The sequence below is a fragment of the Dechloromonas hankyongensis genome, assembly GCF_022012295.1.
Classification (GTDB): Bacteria; Pseudomonadota; Gammaproteobacteria; order Burkholderiales; family Rhodocyclaceae; genus Azonexus; species Azonexus hankyongensis.
The window spans coordinates 783,225-805,702 of the sequence record NZ_JAKLTN010000002.1 but is presented as its reverse complement, the minus strand read 5'-3'; the positions used below and the strand labels follow the sequence as shown (position 1 = coordinate 805,702).

Annotated in this window: 21 protein-coding genes and 2 tRNA genes; 14 read left to right on the top strand and 9 right to left on the bottom strand. The window is 57.5% G+C overall.

What is annotated here, in order from left to right; genetic code table 11:
• Positions 1–3 precede the first annotated feature (3 nt).
• The 12 genes from LZ012_RS12375 (at position 4) to pnp (ending at position 12,651) form a co-directional block, all read left to right on the top strand.
• A complete protein-coding gene (locus tag LZ012_RS12375) occupies positions 4–1,206 on the top strand; it encodes a tryptophan--tRNA ligase (protein ID WP_275711123.1) in 1,203 nt (400 codons plus the stop codon).
• A complete protein-coding gene (locus tag LZ012_RS12370; RefSeq protein WP_275711122.1) occupies positions 1,206–1,496 on the top strand; it encodes a lipid-A-disaccharide synthase N-terminal domain-containing protein in 291 nt (96 codons plus the stop codon). Before LZ012_RS12375 ends, LZ012_RS12370 begins: the two co-directional genes overlap by 1 nt.
• A 1-nt stretch (position 1,497) precedes the next feature.
• Positions 1,498–2,394 (top strand): segregation and condensation protein A, encoded by an 897-nt coding sequence (locus tag LZ012_RS12365; RefSeq protein ID WP_420839518.1) that lies wholly within the window; start codon positions 1,498–1,500, stop codon positions 2,392–2,394.
• Positions 2,363–2,899 carry an SMC-Scp complex subunit ScpB gene (gene scpB, locus LZ012_RS12360; RefSeq protein ID WP_275711121.1) on the top strand — a complete coding sequence of 179 codons (537 nt, stop codon included), beginning with the start codon at positions 2,363–2,365 and terminating at the stop codon, positions 2,897–2,899. Before LZ012_RS12365 ends, scpB begins: the two co-directional genes overlap by 32 nt.
• Positions 2,896–3,915 (top strand): 23S rRNA pseudouridine(2605) synthase RluB, encoded by a 1,020-nt coding sequence (gene rluB / locus LZ012_RS12355; RefSeq protein ID WP_275711120.1) that lies wholly within the window; start codon positions 2,896–2,898, stop codon positions 3,913–3,915. The genes scpB and rluB overlap by 4 nt, the downstream gene beginning before the upstream one ends.
• Before the next feature lie 116 nt (positions 3,916–4,031).
• Positions 4,032–4,472, top strand: a complete 441-nt coding sequence (gene rimP, locus LZ012_RS12350) for a ribosome maturation factor RimP (RefSeq protein ID WP_275711119.1) — start codon at positions 4,032–4,034, stop codon at positions 4,470–4,472.
• Between the two features lie 21 nt (positions 4,473–4,493).
• Positions 4,494–5,966 (top strand): transcription termination factor NusA, encoded by a 1,473-nt coding sequence (gene nusA / locus LZ012_RS12345; RefSeq protein WP_275711118.1) that lies wholly within the window; start codon positions 4,494–4,496, stop codon positions 5,964–5,966.
• A gap of 17 nt (positions 5,967–5,983) precedes the next feature.
• Positions 5,984–8,704, top strand: coding sequence for a translation initiation factor IF-2 (gene infB / locus LZ012_RS12340; RefSeq protein WP_275711117.1), 2,721 nt, complete (start codon positions 5,984–5,986; stop codon positions 8,702–8,704).
• Positions 8,704–9,084, top strand: a complete 381-nt coding sequence (rbfA, locus tag LZ012_RS12335; RefSeq protein WP_275711116.1) for a 30S ribosome-binding factor RbfA — start codon at positions 8,704–8,706, stop codon at positions 9,082–9,084. Before infB ends, rbfA begins: the two co-directional genes overlap by 1 nt.
• A 7-nt stretch (positions 9,085–9,091) precedes the next feature.
• Positions 9,092–9,997, top strand: coding sequence for a tRNA pseudouridine(55) synthase TruB (gene truB, locus LZ012_RS12330; protein ID WP_275711115.1), 906 nt, complete (start codon positions 9,092–9,094; stop codon positions 9,995–9,997).
• A 100-nt stretch (positions 9,998–10,097) separates the two neighbouring features.
• On the top strand, positions 10,098–10,367 hold the full coding sequence (gene rpsO, locus LZ012_RS12325; RefSeq protein ID WP_150429230.1) for a 30S ribosomal protein S15: 270 nt from the start codon (positions 10,098–10,100) through the stop codon (positions 10,365–10,367).
• A 133-nt stretch (positions 10,368–10,500) separates the two neighbouring features.
• Entirely contained in the window at positions 10,501–12,651 is a 2,151-nt protein-coding gene (gene pnp, locus LZ012_RS12320) for a polyribonucleotide nucleotidyltransferase (protein WP_275711114.1), read from the top strand.
• A 97-nt stretch (positions 12,652–12,748) separates the two neighbouring features.
• On the opposite strand, the gene dksA is transcribed toward pnp, so the two are convergent.
• The gene (gene dksA, locus LZ012_RS12315; RefSeq protein ID WP_275711113.1) at positions 12,749–13,174 is read right to left on the bottom strand and encodes an RNA polymerase-binding protein DksA; all 426 of its coding nucleotides are present in this window, start codon (positions 13,172–13,174) and stop codon (positions 12,749–12,751) included.
• Positions 13,175–13,318: 144 nt separating this feature from the next.
• On the opposite strand from dksA, the gene LZ012_RS12310 reads away from it, so the two are divergent.
• Both LZ012_RS12310 and LZ012_RS12305 read left to right on the top strand, forming a co-directional pair.
• Positions 13,319–13,395 (top strand) — tRNA-Pro (locus LZ012_RS12310).
• A 22-nt stretch (positions 13,396–13,417) separates the two neighbouring features.
• Positions 13,418–13,494, top strand: a tRNA-Arg gene (locus LZ012_RS12305).
• Between the two features lie 39 nt (positions 13,495–13,533).
• Here the strand turns inward: LZ012_RS12305 and LZ012_RS12300 are convergent.
• The 8 genes from LZ012_RS12300 to prsT form a co-directional block, all read right to left on the bottom strand.
• Complete coding sequence (locus LZ012_RS12300; RefSeq protein ID WP_275711112.1) at positions 13,534–14,613, bottom strand: nucleotidyltransferase domain-containing protein; 1,080 nt, start codon at positions 14,611–14,613, stop codon at positions 13,534–13,536.
• Positions 14,614–15,528 carry an HprK-related kinase A gene (locus tag LZ012_RS12295; RefSeq protein ID WP_275711111.1) on the bottom strand — a complete coding sequence of 305 codons (915 nt, stop codon included), beginning with the start codon at positions 15,526–15,528 and terminating at the stop codon, positions 14,614–14,616.
• On the bottom strand, positions 15,525–15,818 hold the full coding sequence (locus tag LZ012_RS12290) for an HPr-rel-A system PqqD family peptide chaperone (protein ID WP_275711110.1): 294 nt from the start codon (positions 15,816–15,818) through the stop codon (positions 15,525–15,527). Before LZ012_RS12290 ends, LZ012_RS12295 begins: the two co-directional genes overlap by 4 nt.
• A 28-nt stretch (positions 15,819–15,846) precedes the next feature.
• Positions 15,847–16,497: a hypothetical protein gene (locus tag LZ012_RS12285; RefSeq protein WP_275711109.1), complete on the bottom strand. Its 651-nt coding sequence runs from the start codon at positions 16,495–16,497 to the stop codon at positions 15,847–15,849.
• A gap of 208 nt (positions 16,498–16,705) precedes the next feature.
• Positions 16,706–17,467 (bottom strand): S1 family peptidase, encoded by a 762-nt coding sequence (locus LZ012_RS12280; protein WP_275711107.1) that lies wholly within the window; start codon positions 17,465–17,467, stop codon positions 16,706–16,708.
• A complete protein-coding gene (locus LZ012_RS12275) occupies positions 17,464–18,315 on the bottom strand; it encodes a lytic transglycosylase domain-containing protein (RefSeq protein WP_275711106.1) in 852 nt (283 codons plus the stop codon). Before LZ012_RS12275 ends, LZ012_RS12280 begins: the two co-directional genes overlap by 4 nt.
• A gap of 55 nt (positions 18,316–18,370) precedes the next feature.
• A complete protein-coding gene (locus LZ012_RS12270; RefSeq protein WP_275711105.1) occupies positions 18,371–19,651 on the bottom strand; it encodes a nucleotide sugar dehydrogenase in 1,281 nt (426 codons plus the stop codon).
• 41 nt (positions 19,652–19,692) lie between these two features.
• Entirely contained in the window at positions 19,693–22,467 is a 2,775-nt protein-coding gene (prsT, locus tag LZ012_RS12265) for an XrtA/PEP-CTERM system TPR-repeat protein PrsT (RefSeq protein WP_275711104.1), read from the bottom strand.
• Positions 22,468–22,478 lie beyond the last annotated feature (11 nt).

Here is a 22,478-nt window from a genome sequence, read left to right as displayed (position 1 = left end):
ACTATGTACGCTGAACGTGTTCTCTCCGGCATGCGCCCGACCGGCGCCCTGCATCTCGGCCACTATCACGGGGTTCTCAAGAACTGGGTCAAGCTCCAGCACGAGTATCCCTGCCTGTTCTTCGTTGCCGACTGGCATGCCCTGACGACGCAATACGACAACCCGCAAGGCATCGAAAGGTCGTCGATGGACATGGTCATCGACTGGCTGGCCGCCGGCGTCGATCCCAACCAGGCGACGCTGTTCATCCAGTCCAAGGTGCCGGAACACGCCGAGCTGCACCTGCTGATGTCGATGATGACGCCGCTCGGCTGGCTGGAGCGCGTGCCGACCTACAAGGACCAGCAGGAGAAGCTGGCTGGCAAGGACCTGACCACCTACGGCTTCCTCGGCTATCCGCTGCTGATGAGCGCCGACATCCTGATCTACCGCGCCGACAAGGTGCCGGTCGGCGAGGACCAGATTCCGCACGTCGAATTCACCCGCGAACTGGCCCGCCGCTTCAACCACATGTACGGCCGCGAGCCGGGCTTCGAGGACAAGGCCCGCGAGGCGGTCAAGAAGCTGGGCAGCAAGAAGGCACGCCTGTACGAGGAACTGCGTACCGGTTTTGTCCAGAATGGCGACAAGGAAGCGCTGGAGCAAGGCAAGGCGCTGTTGAACGAAATCCAGCACCTCTCGGCGCTCGACCGTGAGCGTCTGTTCGGCTACCTCGAAGGATCCGGCAAGATGATCCTGGTCGAGCCGGGCTACCTGCTGACCGAGGAATCCAAGATGCCGGGCCTCGACGGGCAGAAGATGTCCAAGTCGTACCACAACACCATCACCATGCGCGAATCGGAAGAGTCGGTGGCCAAGAAGGTCAAGAGCATGCCGACCGACCCGGCGCGCGTTCGTCGCCACGACCCGGGCGAGCCGACCAAGTGCCCGGTCTGGCAACTGCATCAGGTCTATTCCAACGAAGCCTGCAAGGAGTGGGTGCAGCAGGGCTGCCGGACCGCCGGTATCGGCTGCATCGAGTGCAAGCAGCCGGTCATCGACGGCATACTCAAGGAACAGGTGCCGATGCGCGAAAGGGCACAGATGTATCTGGACGACCCGACGCTGGTCAAGAACATCATCGCCGACGGCTGCGAAAAGGCTCGCGAGCTGGCGCGGGAGACCATGCGCGACGTGCGCGAGGCGATGGGGCTGGAATACCACTGATGTTCGGACTGGACTGGGAGTCCCTGATCTGGATCGCCATCGGTTTTGGCGGCCAGGGACTGTTCATGATGCGCTTCGTTGTCCAGTGGTGGTCGAGCGAAAAGGCCAAGCAGGTCGTGGTGCCGGTTGCCTTCTGGTATTTCAGCATTGGCGGCGGGCTGGTGCTGACCGTCTATGCCATTCATCGCAATGACCCGGTGTTCACCTTCGGACAAGCGCTGGGCCTGGTGATCTATTTCCGCAACCTGCATCTGCACTACAAGGGAAAGGGCCGCGCTGCGGCCTCCTGAGATGACGGCAGCGGGTGACGTGATGGACGTGCTGGAGGTCGAGCCAGCAGCGCAAACCGAGCTGTTCGAGCCGGTGGCGCGGATTTACGGCCAGGCGATGGAGCAGTTGCCGCTCGACCTGTACATTCCGCCCGATGCCCTGGCCATCATGCTCGATGCCTTCGAGGGGCCGCTCGATCTGCTGCTGTACATGATCCGCCGCGCCAACGTCGATATCCTCGATATACCGATGGCACCGCTGACCCGGCAATACCTCGATTACGTCGAAGCCATGCGGGCGCAGAACCTGGAACTGGCGGCCGATTACCTGGTAATGGCGGCGCTGCTCATCGAGATCAAGTCGCGCATGCTGTTGCCCCGGCCCAAGGCGGCCGATGGCGATACGGCGGAAGATCCGCGTGCCGAGCTGGTGCGTCGCCTGATGGAATACGAGCAGATGAAACTCGCCGGCCAGAAGCTGAACGAAATGCCGCAGGCCGAGCGGGAATTCTTCTGGGTCGAAACGCTGGTCGAAAAGTCGCTGCTGGTTCGTCTGCCCGAGGTTTCGGTCGCCGATCTCAAGGATGCCTGGATGTCCATCGTGCGCCAGGCGGGCTTGAAGAAGCACCACAAGATCGGCCGTGAAGAATTGTCGGTGCGCGAGCACATGGGCATCATCCTGCGTACGCTGCAGGAACAGGGCGGCTTCGTCCGTTTCGAGACCTTGTTCGATCCCGAAATGGGCGCGCCCGGCCTGGTCGTGCATTTCCTGGCGATGCTCGAACTCGGGCGCGAGAAGATGATCCGCATCACGCAGACCGAGGCCTTTGCGCCGATCTATATCAACATCAGTTCGGGTGAGCCGGAAGCGATCATGGAGGAGGGCGATGGAACCGAGCCTGGTCAAGCGGGTACTTGAAGCGGCCTTGCTTGCCGCGCGCGAGCCGATGACGCCCAACGACATGAAGAAGATGTTCGACGAGGAACTATCGTCCGATACCCTGCGCAAGTTGCTCGACGAGTTGCGCGAGGAATGGGGCGAGCGCCCGGTCGAACTGATCCAGCTCGCCTCCGGCTGGCGTTTTCGGACGCGGGCCGAATATCTGCCCTACATCGAACGCCTCAACCCGGAGCGGCCGCCAAAATACTCGCGGGCCGTGCTGGAAACCCTGGCCATCATCGCCTATCGTCAACCGGTGACCCGGGGCGACATCGAGGAAATCCGCGGCGTCGCGGTCAATGCCAACGTGATCAAGACCCTGGAGGAACGCGGCTGGATCGATGTCGTCGGCCATCGCGAAACGCCGGGCCGGCCTGCCCTGTTTGCCACGACCAAGCAATTTCTCGATGATCTCGGTCTCAGAAGCGTCAGCGAACTGCCGCCGCTTGAACAAATCAGCCAGACACTGGAGCTGGAACAATGAAAAATAAACGCACACCATTTCGTCAATCGTCGGACAAGCCTGAGGGGGTAGCCGAGCGCGGTCAGCATGAGTCTGGTCGCCGCACCGATGCGCCACCGCGTGGTCGCGCTGCCCGGGGTGAGCCGCAGTCGGGCGATGTCCCGGCCGCGAAACCCGCGCCACGTCGCAAGCCGGCTCCCAATACCGGTGGCCGTGCCCAGCGCGGCCAGATTGCCCGCGACGGACGGCCGCTCGCCGAAGCCAAGCCGGTGCGCTTGCAGAAGGTGCTGGCTGAAGCCGGCGTCGGTTCGCGGCGCGAAATGGAAGAATGGATTGCCGCTGGCCGAGTCAGCGTCAATGGTGTGGTGGCGACGATCGGCCAGTCCGTGGTGCCGACCGACAAGGTCAAGGTCGGCGGTCGCCTGATCAATATCCGCTTCACCGGCAGCTCGCGGCCGCCGCGCGTCCTGATGTACCACAAGCCGGAAGGCGAGATCGTGTCGCGCGACGACCCGGATGGTCGGCCGTCGGTATTCGCTGCCTTGCCTCGCATGCGCGGCGGGCGCTGGATCAATGTCGGTCGCCTCGACTTCAATACTTCCGGCTTGCTGCTGTTCACGACTTCCGGGGAGCTGGCCAACAAACTGATGCATCCTAGTTCCGAGCTAGTGCGCGAATACGCAGTCCGGGTGCTGGGTGAATTGACCATGGAGGCCCAGAAGGAACTCCTCGCCGGCGTACAGTTGGAGGACGGTATGGCAAATTTCGCCAGCCTGGTCGATGCCGGCGGCGAAGGGGCCAACAAGTGGTATCGCGTGTCACTGTTCGAAGGACGCAATCGCGAGGTCCGCCGCATGTTCGAAGCGGTCGGTTGTACGGTCAGCCGCCTCATTCGTGTGCGCTACGGCCCATTCATCCTGCCGCCGCAATTGAAACGCGGTCGTACGTATGAGTTGACCGAGGATGAGGTCAAAGGCTTGATGCGCGAGATGGCAAAGACCGCTCCAGCCCCGCAAAAGGAGCCGGAGAGCACCTAAATTGATTTACTGGGGGGAATAAACTCGTTATAATTCACGGGTTTGTTCCTCCCGCTGTTTTTGGCGGGCATCTTTGTTTTCAAGGTGGGCGTTTCGCCCATTTTTTATTTGTGGCCATGGATTTAAACACGCTGCTGGAAACGACCGTTGTTGGTCTGGGTTATGAACTCGTCGATGTCGAGCTGTCGCCGCGCGGCCGCACGATTCGTGTGTTCATCGATGCACCGGGCAAGGAAAACGGCATTGATGTCGAGGATTGCGCCAAGGTGTCGAATCAACTGACGCGTGTTTTCGAAGTCGAAAACATCGATTTCGACCGCCTCGAGATTTCCTCGCCGGGCATGGATCGCGTCGTCAAGAAGGCGGCCGATTTCGAGCGTTTCGCCGGGCAGGATATCCAGATCAAGCTGCGCATCCCGCATAACGGGCGCCGCAACTTCCAGGGCGAACTGCTGGGCCACAAGGACGGCAAGGTTGGCTTGCGCCTTGAAAAAGATGAAGTGGAACTGGAATTTACCAATATCGAGAAGGCACGTCTGGTGCCCCGATTCGACTGAAGGACTAGGAGGTTTTAGCCCATGAGCCGTGAAATGTTGCTGCTGGTCGATGCACTGGCCCGCGAAAAGAACGTCGCCAAGGAAATCGTATTCGGTGCCCTTGAGCTGGCGCTGGCTTCCGCGACGAAAAAGCGTATCCATGACGAGGCCGAAGTGCGCGTCTCGATCGACCGCAATACCGGTAACTACGACTCCTTCCGTCGCTGGCAAGTTGTCGCCGACAACGAGTATGTCAACGAATACCTGCAGGTTCCGCTGTCCGAAGCGCAGAAGGGCGATCCGGACGTCGAAGCCGGCGATTTCCTCGAGGAGCCGCTGGAGCCCATCGACTTCGGTCGTATCGGTGCCCAGGCCGCCAAGCAGGTCATTCTGCAGAAGATTCGCGACGCCGAGCGCGAGCAGATCCTGTCCGACTTCCTGAGCCGCGGCGAGCACATCGTTTCCGGCACCATCAAGCGCATGGAGCGCGGCAACGCGATCATCGAGGCTGGCAAGATCGAAGCCCTGCTGCCGCGCGACCAGATGATCCCCAAGGAAAACCTGCGCATCGGCGATCGCGTCAAGGCCTATCTGCTGCGCATCGACCGCAATGCCCGCGGCCCGCAGATCATCCTGTCGCGCACCGCACCGGAATTCGTCATCAAGCTGTTCGATCTGGAAGTGCCGGAAATTTCCGATGGCCTGATGGAACTGAAGGCTTGTGCCCGCGACCCCGGCCTGCGCGCCAAGATCGCCGTCAAGTCCAACGATCCGCGCGTCGATCCGATCGGTACCTGCGTCGGCCTGCGCGGTTCGCGCGTCACCGCCGTGCGCAACGAGATCGGCGGCGAGAACATCGACATCGTGCTGTGGTCGGCCGACCCGGCGCAATTCGTCATCGGCGCGCTGTCGCCGGCCGAAGTCTCCTCCATCGTGGTCGATGAGGAAAAGCATGCCATGGACGTGGTCGTCGACGAGGACAACCTCGCCATCGCCATTGGCCGCAGCGGCCAGAACGTTCGTCTGGCTTCCGAGCTGACGCAATGGACCATCAACCTGATGACCCAGGACGAGTCGGCCAAGAAGTCCGAAGCCGAGCACGCCGTGACCCGCGTGGTATTCATGGAAAAGCTGGATATCGACGAGGAACTCGCCGACCTGCTGATAGACGAAGGCTTCTCGACGCTGGAAGAAGTGGCCTATGTGCCGCTGGCCGAAATGCTGGAAATCGACGGGCTGGACGAGGAAATCGTCAACGAGCTGCGCAATCGCGCCCGTAACGTCCTGCTCACCGAAGCCATCGCCACGGAAGAAAAGCTGGAGAACGTCTCCGAAGACCTGATCGGTCTCGAAGGGATGAGCAAGGAACTGGCCGCCAAACTGGCCGAACATGACGTCAAGACCCGCGACGATCTCGCGGAATTGGCGGTTGATGAATTGACGGAAATGACCGGCATTGACGACGAGCGTGCCAAGGAACTCATTCTGAAGGCACGGGCTCACTGGTTCGAGTGAGCGGGAGGTAGCAAAGTATGTCCGCAACAACAGTTTCACAATTTGCCGTTGAACTCAAAATGCCGGTCGCGGCCCTGCTCGAGCAATTGAGCAAGGCCGGCGTCAGCAAGGAAGGGTCCAGCGAAACGCTGACCGATCAGGACAAGGCTCGGCTGCTCGACTATCTGCGCCGTTCGCATGGCGACGAGTCGCAGACCAAGATCACCCTGACCCGCAAGCAAACGTCCGAAATCAAGGCCACCGATGCCCATGGGCGCGCCCGTACCGTTCAGGTCGAGGTGCGCAAGAAGCGTGTCCTGGTCAAGCGCGATGTCGGCGAACATGCGCCGGAAGCCGAACTGGAAACGCTGAACCAATCCGTCGAGCCGGAAGTGCCGGAAGTCGAAGTCATTCCCGAGCCGGTGGTCGAAGTCGTGCCGGAACCGGTGGTCGAAGTCGTGCCGGAGCCGGTCGTCGAGGTCGTGCCGGAGCCGGAAGTCGTTCCGGAGGTGGTGGTTGAAGCGGTGCCGGAGCCCGTAGCTGAAAAGCCGGCTGCACCGGTGCTTAGCCGTGCCGCCATCATTGGCGAGAAGGAGCTGAAGGCTCGCGAGGAGTCTGCAGCGCGTTCCAGCCGTCTGCGTGAAATTCAGGAACGCGAGTTGCGTGAAAAGCAAGCCCGCGAAGTCCAGTTGGCGCAGATGCGTCAACAGGCTGAAGTGGCTGCGGCCGCTGCCAAGGCAGCCGAATTGGCCAAACAGCAGGCAGCTACCCAAGCCAAGGCCGGTGAAGGCGAAAAGGGCACCCTGCACAAGAAGCCGGAAACCGGCGTCAAGAAGGGTGACAACAAGGGCGGTCGTGCCGCCGATGACGGCAAGAAAAAGGGTGGCATCAAGACCCGCGGCTCCGATGGCGCCGGCGGTTGGAAGGACAATCGCCACGGCCACAAGAAGTCGCACAAGTCCGACGACGGTCAGGGCAGCTTCCAGGCGCCGACCGAACCGATCACCCGCGAAGTGCATATTCCCGAAACCATCTCCGTTTCCGACCTGGCCCACAAGATGGCCGTGAAGGCGACGGAAGTCATCAAGGCGATGATGAAGATGGGTTCGATGGTTACCATCAACCAGGTTCTGGACCAGGAAACGGCCATGATCGTGGTCGAGGAAATGGGCCATAAGGCGGTTGCCGCCAAGCTGGACGATCCGGACGCCTTCCTCGAGGAAAGCGCCGAGCACAAGGACATTCCGTTGGAGCCGCGCGCTCCGGTGGTTACCGTCATGGGCCACGTCGACCACGGCAAGACCTCGCTGCTCGACTACATCCGTCGCGCCAAGGTTGCGGCCGGCGAAGCCGGCGGCATTACCCAGCACATCGGTGCCTACCACGTCGAAACCGACCGTGGCATGGTCACCTTCCTCGACACCCCGGGTCACGAGGCCTTCACGGCCATGCGGGCGCGCGGTGCCAAGGCCACCGACATCGTCATTCTGGTCGTCGCAGCCGATGACGGCGTGATGCCGCAGACCAAGGAAGCGATCCACCACGCCAAGGCGGCCGGTGTGCCGCTGGTCGTGGCGGTCAACAAGATCGACAAGCCGGATGCCAACCCGGACCGCGTCAAGCAGGAACTGGTCGCCGAAGGCGTCATTCCGGAAGAGTACGGCGGCGATTCGCCCTTCGTCCCGGTTTCGGCCAAGAAGGGTACTGGCATCGACGACCTGCTCGAGCAGTTGCTGCTGCAGGCCGAAGTGCTGGAACTGACCGCGCAGAAGGATGCGCCGGCCAAGGGTCTGATCATCGAAGCTCGCCTCGACAAGGGGCGCGGTGCCGTGGCGACCATGCTGGTCCAGTCCGGTACCTTGAAGCGCGGCGACATCGTGCTGGCCGGCCAGGTCTTCGGTCGTGTTCGCGCCATGCTCGACGAGAACGGCAAGCCGATTAACGAAGCGGGTCCGTCCATTCCGGTCGAAATTCTCGGTCTGTCCGATGTGCCGGCCGCTGGCGAAGAGGCCATCGTGCTGACCGACGAAAAGAAGGCGCGCGAAATTGCGCTCTTCCGTCAGGGCAAGTTCCGCGACGTCAAGCTGGCCAAGCAACAGGCGGCCAAGCTGGAAAATATGTTCCAGCAGATGGAAGAGGGCGAGGTCAAGACTCTGCCGCTCATCGTCAAGGCCGACGTGCAGGGTTCCCAGGAAGCATTGGTGCAGACCCTGGCCAAGCTGTCGAACGAGGAAGTCCGGGTCAACGTCATCCACGGTGGTGTCGGCGCAATCAGCGAATCCGACGTCAACCTGGCACAGGCTTCCGGTGCGGTCATTATCGGCTTCAACATCCGTGCCGATGCGGGTTCCCGCAAGCTGGCCGAGAACTTCGGCGTCGATATCCGTTACTACAACGTGATTTACGACGCAGTCGATGAAGTCAAGGCCGCTCTGTCCGGCATGCTGTCGCCGGAAAAGCGCGAGCAGATCACCGGTATGGTCGAAATCCGCCAGGTCTTCCACGTCTCCAAGGTTGGCGCCATTGCCGGCTGTTACGTGCTGGAAGGTATCGTCAAGCGCAATTCCCGCGTCCGTCTGCTGCGCAACAACGTTGTGCAGTGGGATGGCGAGCTCGACTCCCTCAAGCGCTTCAAGGATGACGTCAAGGAAGTCCGTTCCAACTTCGAGTGCGGTCTGTCGCTCCGTGGCAACAACGACATCCAGGAAGGCGATCAGCTTGAAGTCTACGAAATCCAGGAAGTGGCACGCACGCTGTAATGAAAAAGCAGTCTCCCAGAGGATTTCTACGTAGTGACCGGGTCGCGGAGCAGGTGCGCCGCGACCTGGCTGATCTGATTCGTACCGAACTGAAGGATCCGCGTGTCGGCATGATCAGCTTGACCGATGTCGAGCTGACGCCGGACTACGCGCACGCCAAGGTGTTCTTCACCACGCTCAACGCAGACCATCTCGACGAAATCGAGCGTGGCCTGAAGCGGGCATCCGGCTTCCTGCGCCGTGAATTGGGGCGTCGCATCCATATTCACACGCTGCCGGAACTGCATTTCGTTTACGACAATTCGCTGGAGCGCGGCTCCAGTTTGTCGCAACTGATCGACCAGGCCAACGCGCTGTCCGATCAGACGCCCGAAGAATAAGTCTCCCATGCAGCCCAAGGTCAAAAAAACCTGGAAACAGGTTGATGGCGTGCTTTTGCTCGACAAACCGATAGGCATGACCTCGAACGATGCGCTGCAAAAGGCGCGTCGGCTCTTTTCCGCCGCCAAAGGGGGGCATACCGGTACCCTCGATCCGCTGGCCACCGGGCTGCTGCCCTTGTGCTTCGGCGAGGCGACCAAGTTTTCCGCCGACCTGCTCGATGCCGACAAGGCCTACGAAGCGGTGCTCAAGCTGGGTGTGACGACCGATTCCGGCGATGCCGAAGGGGCAATCACCGCGACGGCCGAAGTGAACGTCGATGCGGCTCGCATCGCGGATGTGCTGCCGCGATTTACCGGCGCTATTCAGCAGATTCCGCCCATGCATTCGGCGCTGAAGCGGGACGGTCGTCCGCTCTACGAACTGGCCCGCCAAGGTATCGAGGTCGAGCGCGAGGCGAGGGCGGTGACCATCCATGCCATCGAATGCCTGTCTTTCTCCGGTGATGCGCTGACCTTGCGGGTGGCTTGCAGCAAGGGTACCTATATCCGCGTGCTGGCCGCCGATATCGGCCAGGCGCTCGGTTGTGGGGCGCATTTGACCGCCTTGCGGCGTACCGTGGTCGGCGATCTGACCTTAGACAGGGCCGTGACGCTGGCTGAATTGACCGAAATCGACGAAGCGGGGCGTGGCCAGTGGCTGCTGCCGGTCGATGCACTATTGCAGTCTTTGCCGATGGTTACGCTCGAGGGCGTCGAGGCGAACCGCTTCCAGCACGGCAACCCGGTGGCATTATCGGCGGGGATGGCAGGAAAGATACGCGTCTATGCCGAGGAGCGACTGATCGGCGTTGGCGAGCCCGGGCATGGTGGCTTGCTGTGGCCGAAAAGGCTGGTGCAGCTCGCCAGCTAAGCTGATATAATCGAACGCTTTCCATCGTCGATGGAATTTTCCAACTGGCGCTGGCTCTATCAAACTGGGGCTGCGTCGTAACAATGAAAGAGAGTTTGAAATGGCAATGACTACTGCAAACAAGGCGTCCATCGTCGCCGAATTCGCTCAAGCCAAGGGCGACACCGGTTCCCCGGAAGTCCAGGTTGCCCTGCTGACCGCCCGCATCAACGATCTGCAGCCGCACTTCAAGGAGCACACCAAGGATCACCACTCCCGTCGTGGTCTGCTGCGCTTGGTTTCCCAGCGTCGCAAGCTGCTGGACTACCTGAAGGGCAAGGACGTCGAGCGTTACCGTACCCTGATTACCAAGCTCGGCCTGCGCAAGTAAGGCGCACCCGAAGCAAGGAAGAGCGGCCCGGAGTTTCCCGGCCGCTCTTTTGTTTTTTGCCGTACCGTTGTTCTTTTGTTGTGTTGTAAGTTGTTGTTATTGTTGTCTAATGTGATGAGAGTGAAAGGAATTTATGTTTAATGTCGTGAAAAAGACCTTCGCCTATGGCGACCATCAGGTCACCATCGAAACCGGCGAAATCGCCCGCCAGGCTGGCGGTGCCGTCCTCGTTTCCATGGAAGAAACCGTGGTTCTGGTTTCCGTTGTGGCGGCCAAGAGTGCCAAGCCGGGCCAGGATTTCTTCCCGCTGACCGTCGATTACCAGGAAAAAGTTTATGCTGCCGGCCGTATTCCCGGCGGCTTCTTCAAGCGTGAAGGCCGTCCTTCCGAAAAGGAAACCCTGACCTCGCGCCTGATCGACCGCCCGATCCGCCCGCTGTTCCCGGACGGTTTCTACAATGAAGTACAGGTCGTCGCTACCGTCATGTCGCTGAATCCGGAAGTCGATTCCGATATCCCGGCCCTGCTCGGTGCCTCCGCTGCCCTGGCCATCTCCGGCGTGCCGTTCAACGGCCCGATCGGTGCCGCCCGCGTCGGCTACATCAACGGCCAGTACGTGCTGTGCCCGACCCTGAGCCAGCTCAAGGAAACTCAGCTCGACCTCGTCGTTGCCGGTACCGAAGCTGCCGTGCTGATGGTCGAATCCGAAGCCCAGGAACTGTCCGAAGAGATCATGCTCGGCGCCGTTGTCTTCGGCCACACCGAAATGCAGAAGGCGATCAACGCCATCAACGAACTGGTCGAGGAAGCCGGCAAGCCGGAATGGGACTGGCAAGCTCCGGCCAAGGACGAAGCCCTGGTTGCCCGCCTGCAGGAAGTCTGCGGCGCCAAGCTGGAAGAGGCCTACAACATCACCGTCAAGCAGACCCGCAGCCAGGCCGTCAAGGAAATCCGTGCCGAAGCCGTCGCTGCCCTGTGCACCGGCGAAGAAGGCGCTCCGGACGAAAACACTGTCGGTAACCTGTTCTTCGAACTCGAAGCCGGTATCGTCCGTGGCCGGATCCTGAGCGGTGCTCCGCGTATCGATGGTCGCGATACCCGCACCGTCCGTCCGATCACCATGCGTTCCGGCGTCCTGCCGCGCACCCACGGTTCCGCCTTGTTCACCCGCGGCGAAACCCAGGCGCTGGCTGTCGCCACGCTGGGTACCAACCGCGACGAGCAGATCATCGATGCGCTGGCCGGTGAATACCGCGACCGCTTCATGCTGCACTACAACATGCCCCCGTACGCCACCGGCGAATGCGGTCGTGTCGGCACCCCGAAGCGTCGCGAAATCGGTCACGGCCGTCTGGCCAAGCGCGCCCTGCTGGCCGTGCTGCCGAAGCCGGAAGATTTCTCGTACTCGATGCGTCTGGTCTCCGAAATCACCGAATCCAACGGCTCCTCGTCGATGGCTTCCGTCTGTGGCGGCTGTCTGGCCCTGCTCGACGCCGGCGTGCCGCTCAAGGCCCACGTTGCCGGTATCGCCATGGGTCTGATCAAGGACGGCAACCGCTTCGCCGTGCTGACCGACATCCTGGGTGACGAAGATCACCTCGGCGACATGGACTTCAAGGTTGCCGGTTCGACGACCGGTATTACCGCGCTGCAGATGGACATCAAGATCCAGGGCATCACCAAGGAAATCATGCAGGTCGCACTGGCTCAGGCCAAGGACGCCCGTCTGCATATCCTAGGCCTGATGCAGGAATCGGCTGCCGGTCCGCGTCAGGAAATGTCGGCTTACGCCCCGCGTCTGTACACCTTCAAGATCAATCCGGAAAAGATCCGTGACGTGATCGGCAAGGGCGGCGCCGTTATCCGTGCGCTGACCGAAGAAACCGGTACCACGATCGATATCCAGGACGACGGCACGATCACCATCGCTGCCACTTCCGGTGATGCTGCCGCTGCGGCACGCGCCCGTATCGATGCCATCACGGCAGAAGTCGAGATCGGCAAGATCTACGAAGGCACTGTGCTGAAGATTCTCGACTTCGGTGCCATCGTTCAGGTCCTGCCGGGCAAGGACGGCCTGCTGCACATCTCCCAGATCGCTCAGGAGCGTGTCAACAAGGTTGAAGACTACGTCAAGGAAGGCCAGGTCGTGCGTGTCAAGGTTCTGGAGACCGATGATCGCGGCCGCGTCAAGCTGTCGATGAAGGCTGCTGCTGCCGAAGAGGGCACTGCCGCTCCGCAGGCTGCTGCTCCCGAGGCTGCTGTGCAGCAACAACAGCAGTAACGACGGAGTAATCCCCGAAAGCACAAAGGGCACCGTAAGGTGCCCTTTGTTTTTGGCTGCTCGATTGCTTGCTGCAGTCTTGGAAGGTATGAACGGCCTATTTGGCCATCTGTTTTTCCTTCAGTTCGTCCAGGGTCTTGCAATCGATGCACAGGGTTGCCGTCGGGCGAGCTTCCAGGCGCTTGATGCCGATTTCGACGCCACACTTGTCGCAGAAGCCATAGTCGCCGCTGTCGATACGGCCCAGGGTTTCATCGATTTTCTTGATCAGCTTGCGCTCGCGGTCACGGTTGCGCAATTCGATGGCCATGTCGGTTTCCTGGCTGGCACGATCGTTGGGGTCAGCGAAAACGGTGGCTTCATCCTGCATCGTATGGACGGTGCGGTCGATGTCCTCGCTCAATTCTTTTTTGACTGCTTCAAGAATCTTGCGGAAGTGAGCCAGTTGCTTGTTGCTCATGTAATCCTCACCAGCCTTGGGTTGGTAGGGAGTGAAGTGCTTGTGGAGCAGTTCTTCTGCCATGTTCTTATGCCTTGTGCGCCTGATGACGAAAAAACGATTAAATATCATGAAGGCAGCCGTGAGGCAAGATTTGTTTGTTGTCGAAAGATAGTTCCTTGATCTAGCGCGTGTTTCCGGGGGGTGGTAGAATGCGCTCTCTCGTGTCGGGGCGTAGCGCAGTCTGGTAGCGCATCTGCTTTGGGAGCAGAGGGTCGTGAGTTCGAATCCCACCGCCCCGACCAATTCCTCTTGCATCACCCTCAAGTGCCCGTAGCTCAACTGGATAGAGCAGCTGCCTTCTAAGCAGCAGGTCGGGGGTTCGAGTCCCTCCGGGCACGCCAAGCATCCGTTCTGAATTCGCTAGCTACAGCCGGCGTGCCTTATTCCTGTTTGGGAACCAGCATCTTTCTAAGCAGGTGCGGGGCCAGAAGGTGCATCGGCATGCGCAGGTAGTGAGATCGCACGAAAACCATGAATTTGGCGAACTGGATACCGAGTGTTGGGCGTTCGTGCAGAATGGCGCCAATGGCCGTGATAAGTTGGCCAAGTATCCACTGCGTCGATGGACCTCCGAACTCTTGCCGGGCGCCAATCGAACGTAGTATTTCCTCGGGGGCAGCAACTCCAAGAAAATGCTGGCGGCACTGCAGGGCGTAGTACAGGGGGCGAGTGAGGTCGAGAAGCACAGCTCGCTGGTTCAGCTTCGGCCAGAAATCCGCTTGTCGGGCGAACTCGCCGATCAGGCTGTCCATGTCGATCAAGTCGCGTAGCCCATGTTCCATTTCGCCATCGTGAAAAAGATGAGTGGCGCTATGCAAAACCATGTCTTCCGGGCAGAGCACGAATACGTCGCGGTAAGGGGCTAAAGGCTTGGCTTCTGCCCAGAGCTGGTTAACGTCAGGCTTTACGGCCGCTGTTGGCGGAATGATCGTATGATGGACATCCAGCGTCGTGCCGCGCTCCAGGTGTCGCAGCGGAGGCAGTTCATGCATCCAGGTGCGATAGTAGCGTTGGTCGTAAGGATTGAGTTTGCCCGGAAACCAGCCATTGTCGATAAGCGCACGTTCGGCTTCGACGATTCTGGCGTGCGGAACCATGATGTCGATATCAGAGAGGGTTCTTCCCCGGGCGGCATCGTAGCCCATGGCAATGTAGGCACCTCCCTTGAGTATGGCAAATGGAATATTTTTGCCATTCAGGGCGCGGTGGATTTCTTCAATTTCCCATCGCACATTCCGGTGCTGGCTGGCAGCCACACGATTGGCGCTTTCGGTATGGTTCCTGACCTGTTCGGGAAGCATTGCAGAGACTTCCGGGGCGCCGAGCAGATGCCCCAGGCGCCCAAGCAGATGACCTTCGCGGGCGGCGCTGATGGCAATGCTCCATTCGCGTAGGGAAAGCGTCTTTGTGGCCTCCGTGGGGGCGCGCAAGAGGTGGATCAGTGGATGGTCGGGAGTCATCTATTGCGTATCTTCGACGAGTCTATCCAGCGCTGCAATTGCCTCGGGTAACCGCGAGTAGCTCAGGGTGTGGCCTAGGGCACGATCGGCGATGTCGGTCAGACAGTTAAACCCGTCCACGCCTAGGACGGGGTAGTTGAAGCAGTTCTCGGCGAGTTGCAGCATAGCCTGCCCTTTGCTCACCGGCCTAAATTCAAGTTCTGCCCCTTGCTGGTAACGCGGAAATACCACGGCAAACGGAGTTGCGGTTATACGCGCGGCCGCAACGCTTTCCGCGGGTGGGCAGAGGTGGGCCACGTCGCCCTTGGCAGTGTCATGAACCGTTTTGCCAAAAAGCAGGTTTTCACCGAAATCACGGATGATATCGATCGACACATTCTTCAGGCCGATAGGCCGGGGAAACGGGTGTATCTGTCCTGTTCTCAGGGATATCAGGGCCATTTCGTCGGAAAGCAGACGCCATCCGCGGCAGGTCAACGCTGCGCAGAGCGTACTTTTTCCGCTGCCGGGGGTGCCTGGAAAAATGATTCCCTTGCCATTTTTTTCGACGACCGCCGAGTGCACTACGGCAAATTGATGGCAGTGGTTGGCAATTACCCAGTTTAGGCCCCATTCGAACATGGCGAATGCCTGGCCAAGTGGTAACGGTTTGAACGGGGTGTGATCGCCCATGGTGAAATTCACCTGTGGACGAAACCATCGCCGCAAGGGGGAAGGTGGGTCGAGGGCTATTTGAAAATCGGTAAAGCCGTCCTCAGTGCCTAGCGGGTATTCCGAATAGAGGAGGGATATCCCGTTTGCAACCTCCGGTAGCGAAGAGTGAACGACCAACTCGAAACCAGCAAGGGATAAGCGTAATCCACCATTTTTCAGGCGATACCGAATTTCTTCGGTTTTCAGCGAGCCAAGTTTCAAGGTGTTTCTGCGACGTCGATTAAACCGATATCCTGCAATTCGTGCAGGGCATGGTCAATAAAATTTTCGATATCGTCCTGATAAAGGCTGGCCAGAGGCGTTGCCTCTGCAATTAAAGATGCTTTCGTTTTGGGTATGTCGCCCAGTAAGTCAAATACGGCTACCAGTGATGCGTCCAGTAGGTGGGTTTTGCCCGACTTGATATTGAACAGCGCAATCTCTTCACTAAGTCGGCGAGTTGCAAACTGCTCTTGTATCCGTCTGACTTCGATATCCCGCGTATGGGCCACGTGTGAAATTGACAGATCGATACGGTATTTAAGCCCAGGTGCTGTCCAGGAAGGCGCTGATCGACATACCTCCCGGCGGAAGCAAGGCACCAGAAGCCAACTGCTGAAGTTGGGCTACCGTCATGACATAGTGGAACGAGCCGCCGAGTTCCCCCAGTTTTGCGTTGAAGTAGGCACAGATCAAATGGCGGGTAACGTTGTAGGCACTATTGTTGAGCAGAACATCAACGACACGTGTGGACCCAGCTACGCCATCCTTGTTCAGCCATGAGGGGAGGCCGGACATCTTGGTGCCGCCGGTGTAGCAGGAAACTTGGCTTGCGCTGCAATTGGGCTTCAAGGTGCCATAGTTGTAGCCGATGGCTTGCCATGCGCCGAGGGTTGTATAGCTACCGATCATGCCCCCGGGTTGGCCCCAGCCGCCAGGACTCCAGCCTTTCTGGCAAATGCTGTCGCGCGTCGGGTCTGAAAGGTTGCCCGAGAGCATATTCGAGAGACATTGGTTGGCCAGTACCGAGCGGCTGGCCAGCGTCAATACCAACGGAGCGCCAACGCCAAGTCGTGCAATCTTGCGCCGCCCAGCATTCATGGACTCTGTCGTGCCGATCTCTTCAGTCGTGAGCGGGGAACCAGGAGTCGTCTCGACTGGCTTCACGGGATCATTGTTATTTAACGACATGGCAGGAACTCCGATGCGGGAAAGATAGTTTGCTTGTTATATGCAAGAAATGAGCCAAAATGAATAGTCTATTGTATTCATGTGGTTGGCTATATTGTCGCTCATAAAGTCTGGGCTGAATGGCATCAGTGTAAAGAAAGCCGACATTTCTAACTAGGATTGACTATCAGGTGATTGACCATGTCATTTCCGACGGATTATGCCGGATTCAGCGGAGAAGTTCCGTGAGATAGTTCGCGGGGATGGCATAGGAAATTCCGGATGGATTGCTTAGGACGGCTTCCTTGGTACCTTTTACGAATACCATGTTGATGACGCCAATGACCTCGCCGGATTCAGTATTGAAAACAGGGCTTCCACTGTTGCCAGGGTAAGCAGTGGCATCAAGCTGAAATACGTTGAATGTTCCTTTGCGAATTTGTTTGATTAGTTTTTCATTGATTTGATTGGAATTCGCTCCGGGTATGGCGATTGGCGTTAGCGCCGAGATAATACCGCGATGGGTGACCGGCGAGAAACCAAGCACGCCACCGATCGGAAATCCGATAAATGCTATTTCCTGACCTTCGCGAACTCCGGTCGAATTCCCGATGCTGAGTGCTGGCAATGGAGGGCCATCGACGTAAAGAATCGCAAGGTCATGATCGACATCCTTGCTGAGCAATTTCGCTCGTCGAATGGAACCTTCTCCTGTTGAAGAGCGTATTAACACCGCTAGCTCCGGTGCCTCCGGAGGTCCGGCTTCCGGCAACACGTGAGCATTTGTGGCTATTTTGTTCCCGTTGGCGATAACGAAGCCGGTCCCACGAAATGAAAATGGAGGACTTTGTGTCTTGTGGAATGTGCCGATGGCGACGATGGCCGGTTTGATCTTTTCGATCATATTCGGCAGATCTGCATTTCCGTTGGAACACCAAAAAACGCCCAAGAGGAGGCCGATATGAGCGATCAGCTTGTAGGTGCGTTTCACATTGACCGCTTCGAAGCAATGATTCGAGGTAGTTCAGGTGAGGGGGTAGTTACCGTTGCATCATACGGGTGGTCATCACGGCGGAATATATCGCGGATGCGTTTCACATAGCCCTGTGTCTCGGCGTAAGGCGGAACACCGGCATACCGATTCACTGCACCTTCTCCCGCGTTATATCCAGCAGCGACCAGGGCGATGTTGCCTTGGAAATATGCCAGCAGCCAGCGCAGGTAGGCCAAACCGCCCCGAATATTCTGTTCGGGATCAAAGGGTTTTTTGACGTTGAACCGTTCGGCTGTTTCGGGAATCAGTTGCATGAGTCCCTGGGCGTTTTTGGGCGATACGGCTGTTGGATTGAAGTTGGATTCGGCGCGAATGATGGCCATTGCCAAGCGAGGCGAAACGCCATACTGAGGGGCGAGTTGCTGGACGAGCCCTAATACTTTCTGATGTTGCGGTAGAGCGTTGTCTACGATGTCATGGCCTTCGTCGGTATCGAGCAGGCAGGTCGGCACTTTGCTGACCGGCTCGCCGACTTGGCGCAGCATGCGAATCGACAGGGCATCGCCCTGTTTTGCCGCCATGGTAAAGAAATATGCAGCAGTTGCTTCATCCTTGGGAACGCCACGCCCGTTGGCAAGCATCCAGCCCAGGTTGTATTGGGCTTCGACATCGCCCAGTCGAGCCGCTTCACAGTACAGTTCAACGGCTTTTTCCGGATCTTTCTTAAAGCCGTTCTCGCCGTACTCGAAGGTACGGCCTTCGTGACGCAATGCAACTGCCCTGTCTTTCTGGGTTTTGTCCTCGGCAATTGCAACCGAACTGACCAGAACGATAGAGGCACCCAATACCCATCCGACGGGAAACAATAATCGGTGTCTTGAGTGCCTCATCTGTTGCCCCTTACAAACGCCAGACCGAAATTCCGGTTTCGGAAAAGTCGGCAGGGTCAAGCATGCTCTTCACGTCGGTAATCACGCCATCGGTTTCCAGTTTAGACAAGAAATCCGAAGTTGGCCGTGTTTTGAATTCGCGATGGCTGACTGCCATGACAATGGCTGCTGCCTTGGGCAGATTTTCCCAGGAAACCAGGTCGACACCATATTCGTGACGAGCTTCCTTGGCTTCGGCAACAGGATCATGAACATAGACTTTGGCGCCATAGGACTCGAGTTCCTGGATGACGTCGATGACGCGTGAATTACGCAGATCGGGGCAATCTTCCTTGAAGGTCAGGCCCAGAACAATGATCGGCTTATCCTTGACCGGATGACCATTGCAAACCATCTGCTTGATGGTCTTTTCGGCAATGAATTTCCCCATTCCGTCATTGATGCGACGACCCGCCAGAATGACTTCCGGGTGATAGCCCAGCTGTTGAGCCTTGTGCGTCAGGTAGTACGGGTCGACACCGATGCAATGGCCGCCGACCAGACCCGGACGGAAGGGCAGGAAGTTCCACTTGGTACCGGCAGCTTGCAGCACCTCCAGCGTGTCGATGCCGATCTTGTCGAAAATGATGGCCAATTCGTTCATCAGTGCGATATTCAGGTCGCGCTGGGTGTTCTCGATAACCTTGGCGGCTTCGGCCACCTTGATGTTGGAGGCCGGGTAGACGCCAGCCGTGATCACGCTGCCGTAAATCTCCTGAACCTTGGCCAGGGTTTCCGGCGTGTCTCCAGAGACGACCTTGACGATCTTGGTGACAGTGCGTTCCTTGTCGCCCGGATTGATCCGTTCGGGCGAGTAGCCGACGAAGAAATCCTTTTTCCACGTCTTGCCGGACTCTTTTTCCAGGATGGGGATGCACACCTCTTCTGTCGCGCCAGGGTAGACGGTCGATTCATACACCACAATCGCGCCTTGCTTCAGGTTTCTGCCGACGGAGGTGGAGGAGCCGACAAGCGGGCTGAAGTCGGGCTGATGCGCATCATCGACCGGGGTCGGTACGGCGACAACGACAAAATCAGCTTCACGCAGACTGCTGGGGTCTGTTGTGACAGTCAGTTGCGTAGCGGCTTTGAGATCATCTGTGCTGACTTCACCCGTTGGGTCATAAAACTTCTTGTAGCTTTCAACCTTTTCCGAGGAAAGATCAAAGCCGATTGTTTTATATTTTTTGCCAAACTCGACGGCGAGCGGCAAACCAACGTAACCCAAGCCTACAACTGCAATAATTGTCATCTTTATTCCTGTATCTATCAAAAATGGGTTGAAATTGAATTTTAGAGGGACTTCAACAACTGAGCGACCTCAGTCTGGCCCGGGAATTTGTCGCCGAGCTTTGTCAAGGCGTCCAACTCTTTGCGCGCATCGTCTTTTTTGCCACTAGTGATCAGAACCTTGGCTAGGTTCAGTTGGATCGCTGCCGCTTGCGGTGCGCTAACCATCGCTTTTCGGAGCAGATCAATTGCTTTTGTTGTTTCACCCTTTTCGGCAAATATCATGGCCAAAGTATCCATGAAGGCCGGTTGATTAGGCGCTAATTCGTTGGCTTTTTCGGCATATTCCAGAGCTTTGGGAGATTTATTCTGAGCACTAACCCAAGCCAGATTGTTGAGAATTAGTGCATTGTTTGGCTGAAGTGCAAGAGCGCTTTGGTAATGTGACGCCGCCAGACTGAAATTTTTGGTGGACGAAGCAAAGTCGCCCATATACATCCGGAACCCGATATCTTTCGGATGTTCTTTTAGCCATGTGGCGGCATGTTTTTCGGCTTCGGGCTTGTTTCCAGCGTTAATCAGGGCGCCATGGAGTTTTATCGCAATGTCCGGAGACGAGGTCACTTTGAGGCCAGTCCGGTAGATTTCGATGGCTTGGCTGAAGGCTTGGTTGGCAGTATGAATTGCTCCTTCAAGGAGGTAACCTGCAGCTTCTTTTGGCCGTTGTTTTTGGACAGTTTTGGCAATATTCAAGGCTTCATTTGGGTTTTTGTTTTCCATTGCTGCAAGAATAAGGCCTCGTTGAGCATCAAGTAGATCAGGTTTTATCTCAAGGGCTTTTTTCAGAGATTTGACTCCCTCATCGTTTTTCTTGTTGGCAAATTGGACTTCAGCCAGTCGCAGCAAGGGAGTCGGTGCTGCCGGCTGCAAAGATGCCATTTTTCCAAAGGTAATTGATGCCTGATTGAGGTCGCCTGACATCTGTTGGACACGACCTAGAGCTTCGAGTATTTCCGGCTTGTCTGGCAGTGTTGCTACTGCGTCGTTGGCAGCAGTAAGGGCTTTTTTAGGATCCTGGTTTTTAAGGTGATTTTGAACCAATGCTAATCGCGGTGCGACATCGGTTGGAGCTGCGCTTACGGCTTTTCCGATCAAAGTCGTTACCTCGTCGGCCTTTCCTCCAGTCGCCACCTTCAGTTCAGCCAAAGCGAGCAGGGCTTGCACGTTCTTGGGATCTGCTGAGAGTACTGTTTCAAAGCGCTTTTGAGCGTCAGCCGATTTCTTGTCAGCCAAGTCCAAGGCGGCAAGGCTGGCAGCTGCCGGGAAAAATGTAGAGTTGATCGCAAGGGCTTTCTCAAAATTCTTGCGGGCACCTGCCATGTCTTTCTTGGCCAACAGGGTACGAGCCCGTAGATTGTATGTTGCAGGGTTGTCGGGTTGCTTCTTTTCCAAAATGTCGATAGCTTGCAGCGCTTTGTCTAAATTGTTGTTTTTTAGGTGAGCCGTAATCAATGCCAAGTCGGCAGTAATGCCTTTGTCTTCCGCAGAAATTTGCTGAAGTTCCTGGAATCCGCTTTCGGTATTGCCTTGGGCCAGATGCGCAACAGCAACCGAGGTTTTTTTCGTTGCATTTTCGGGGTCCAGCTTGCTCGCTTTGGTGAAATAGGCAGCTGCCTTCGGGGCATCCCCATTCTGTAGGTAAGCTTGACCCGCTAACGTCAGGAATGCTGAATCCTTGTCGATATCGCCAAGAACGGGCTGCAACACTTCCAAGGCCTTGGCCGGTTGACCTGCATGTAGATAATTGGCGACCAGAATGCGTCTTGCGAGAACCAGCTTGGGGGATGATTGTAGGGCCTTCGTCAAATATGTCTCAGCTTGAAGGTAGGAGCCAAGCTGATACTCGATGGCGCCTGCAATTTGCAGGTTGTTGGGATTGTTTGGCGCAAAGCGCAGGAGTTGTTGAGCAGACTCTCGCGCGACTTTGTACTCCTTGCGCTGGTAATTTAGCTGTGCATCAAGAAAATAGGCCTGAGGACTTTTCGGGGCTATTTTTTTCAGCGCATCCAGTTGCTTTGCTGCATCGTCCATTTTTTCGCTTTGAAGCAATGAAAAAATGATCGCTGTGTGCGCTGGGAGGAAGTTGGGTTTTACCTCGATGGATTTGCGATATTGGGCAAGGGCTGCAGTTGAGTCCCCCTCCATGGCAAGCAGGGTTCCCCTCATGAAAATCGCTTCAGCACTTGTCGGATGTTGTGCAACTAGTGCGTCGATTTTGCCTTTTGCCCCCTGAATGTCCTGCTGCGCAATGGTTTCACGAATATCCGCAAGGCGTGCGGGTTCGTAATCCGGGTATGCAAGGAGCGCTTCGGCAAGCAGTTTTTTGGCTTCGTCAGGTTTGCCAAGATTGGCATACGCAGCGCTGAGGGATGTTTTCAGTGCAGCTTGAGATTCACCATTGGTCAGCGTGGTATTTCCAAATTCGTCCACCAGTTTCTTGGCTTGGCCAAGGTTCAGCATGGTACGGGCAAGTAAAGGAATGACGGCATCAGCTGGATGCTTGAGCTCAAGGGCTTTTCGCAGCTCAAGCTCTGCACCGGCCTGGTCACCACTTTCCGAAAGCGCAGCGCCCAGTAAAAAACGAGCTTCAGCCAGCTTCGGGTTTTGCTGAAGTGCATTTTTTAGCTGGATGACCGCTGCTTTCGTATCTTTTTTTGCCAGATATTCCTTACTTGACGCAATCAGGCCATCTGTGGATTCTCCTCCGCAGGCTCCAAGCATGAGCGCGAGCAACAGTGCCGATAATTTAATAGGCAAATTTTGGCGCGACGTTTTCATTATGTGTCTCT

What these genes read in the sequence shown, in the direction of transcription:
- prsT (WP_275711104.1), bottom strand. Translation starts at nt 22,467, where the DNA reads ATGAAAACGTCGCGCCAAAATTTGCCTATTAAATTATCGGCACTGTTG.
- LZ012_RS12375 (WP_275711123.1), top strand. Translation starts at nt 4, where the DNA reads ATGTACGCTGAACGTGTTCTCTCCGGCATGCGCCCGACCGGCGCCCTG.
- rimP (WP_275711119.1), top strand. Translation starts at nt 4,032, where the DNA reads ATGGATTTAAACACGCTGCTGGAAACGACCGTTGTTGGTCTGGGTTAT.
- pnp (WP_275711114.1), top strand. Translation starts at nt 10,501, where the DNA reads ATGTTTAATGTCGTGAAAAAGACCTTCGCCTATGGCGACCATCAGGTC.
- dksA (WP_275711113.1), bottom strand. Translation starts at nt 13,174, where the DNA reads ATGGCAGAAGAACTGCTCCACAAGCACTTCACTCCCTACCAACCCAAG.
- nusA (WP_275711118.1), top strand. Translation starts at nt 4,494, where the DNA reads ATGAGCCGTGAAATGTTGCTGCTGGTCGATGCACTGGCCCGCGAAAAG.
- LZ012_RS12285 (WP_275711109.1), bottom strand. Translation starts at nt 16,497, where the DNA reads ATGTCGTTAAATAACAATGATCCCGTGAAGCCAGTCGAGACGACTCCT.
- LZ012_RS12370 (WP_275711122.1), top strand. Translation starts at nt 1,206, where the DNA reads ATGTTCGGACTGGACTGGGAGTCCCTGATCTGGATCGCCATCGGTTTT.
- LZ012_RS12270 (WP_275711105.1), bottom strand. Translation starts at nt 19,651, where the DNA reads ATGACAATTATTGCAGTTGTAGGCTTGGGTTACGTTGGTTTGCCGCTC.
- rpsO (WP_150429230.1), top strand. Translation starts at nt 10,098, where the DNA reads ATGGCAATGACTACTGCAAACAAGGCGTCCATCGTCGCCGAATTCGCT.
- infB (WP_275711117.1), top strand. Translation starts at nt 5,984, where the DNA reads ATGTCCGCAACAACAGTTTCACAATTTGCCGTTGAACTCAAAATGCCG.
- rluB (WP_275711120.1), top strand. Translation starts at nt 2,896, where the DNA reads ATGAAAAATAAACGCACACCATTTCGTCAATCGTCGGACAAGCCTGAG.
- LZ012_RS12300 (WP_275711112.1), bottom strand. Translation starts at nt 14,613, where the DNA reads ATGACTCCCGACCATCCACTGATCCACCTCTTGCGCGCCCCCACGGAG.
- truB (WP_275711115.1), top strand. Translation starts at nt 9,092, where the DNA reads ATGCAGCCCAAGGTCAAAAAAACCTGGAAACAGGTTGATGGCGTGCTT.
- scpB (WP_275711121.1), top strand. Translation starts at nt 2,363, where the DNA reads ATGGAACCGAGCCTGGTCAAGCGGGTACTTGAAGCGGCCTTGCTTGCC.
- LZ012_RS12365 (WP_420839518.1), top strand. Translation starts at nt 1,498, where the DNA reads ATGACGGCAGCGGGTGACGTGATGGACGTGCTGGAGGTCGAGCCAGCA.
- rbfA (WP_275711116.1), top strand. Translation starts at nt 8,704, where the DNA reads ATGAAAAAGCAGTCTCCCAGAGGATTTCTACGTAGTGACCGGGTCGCG.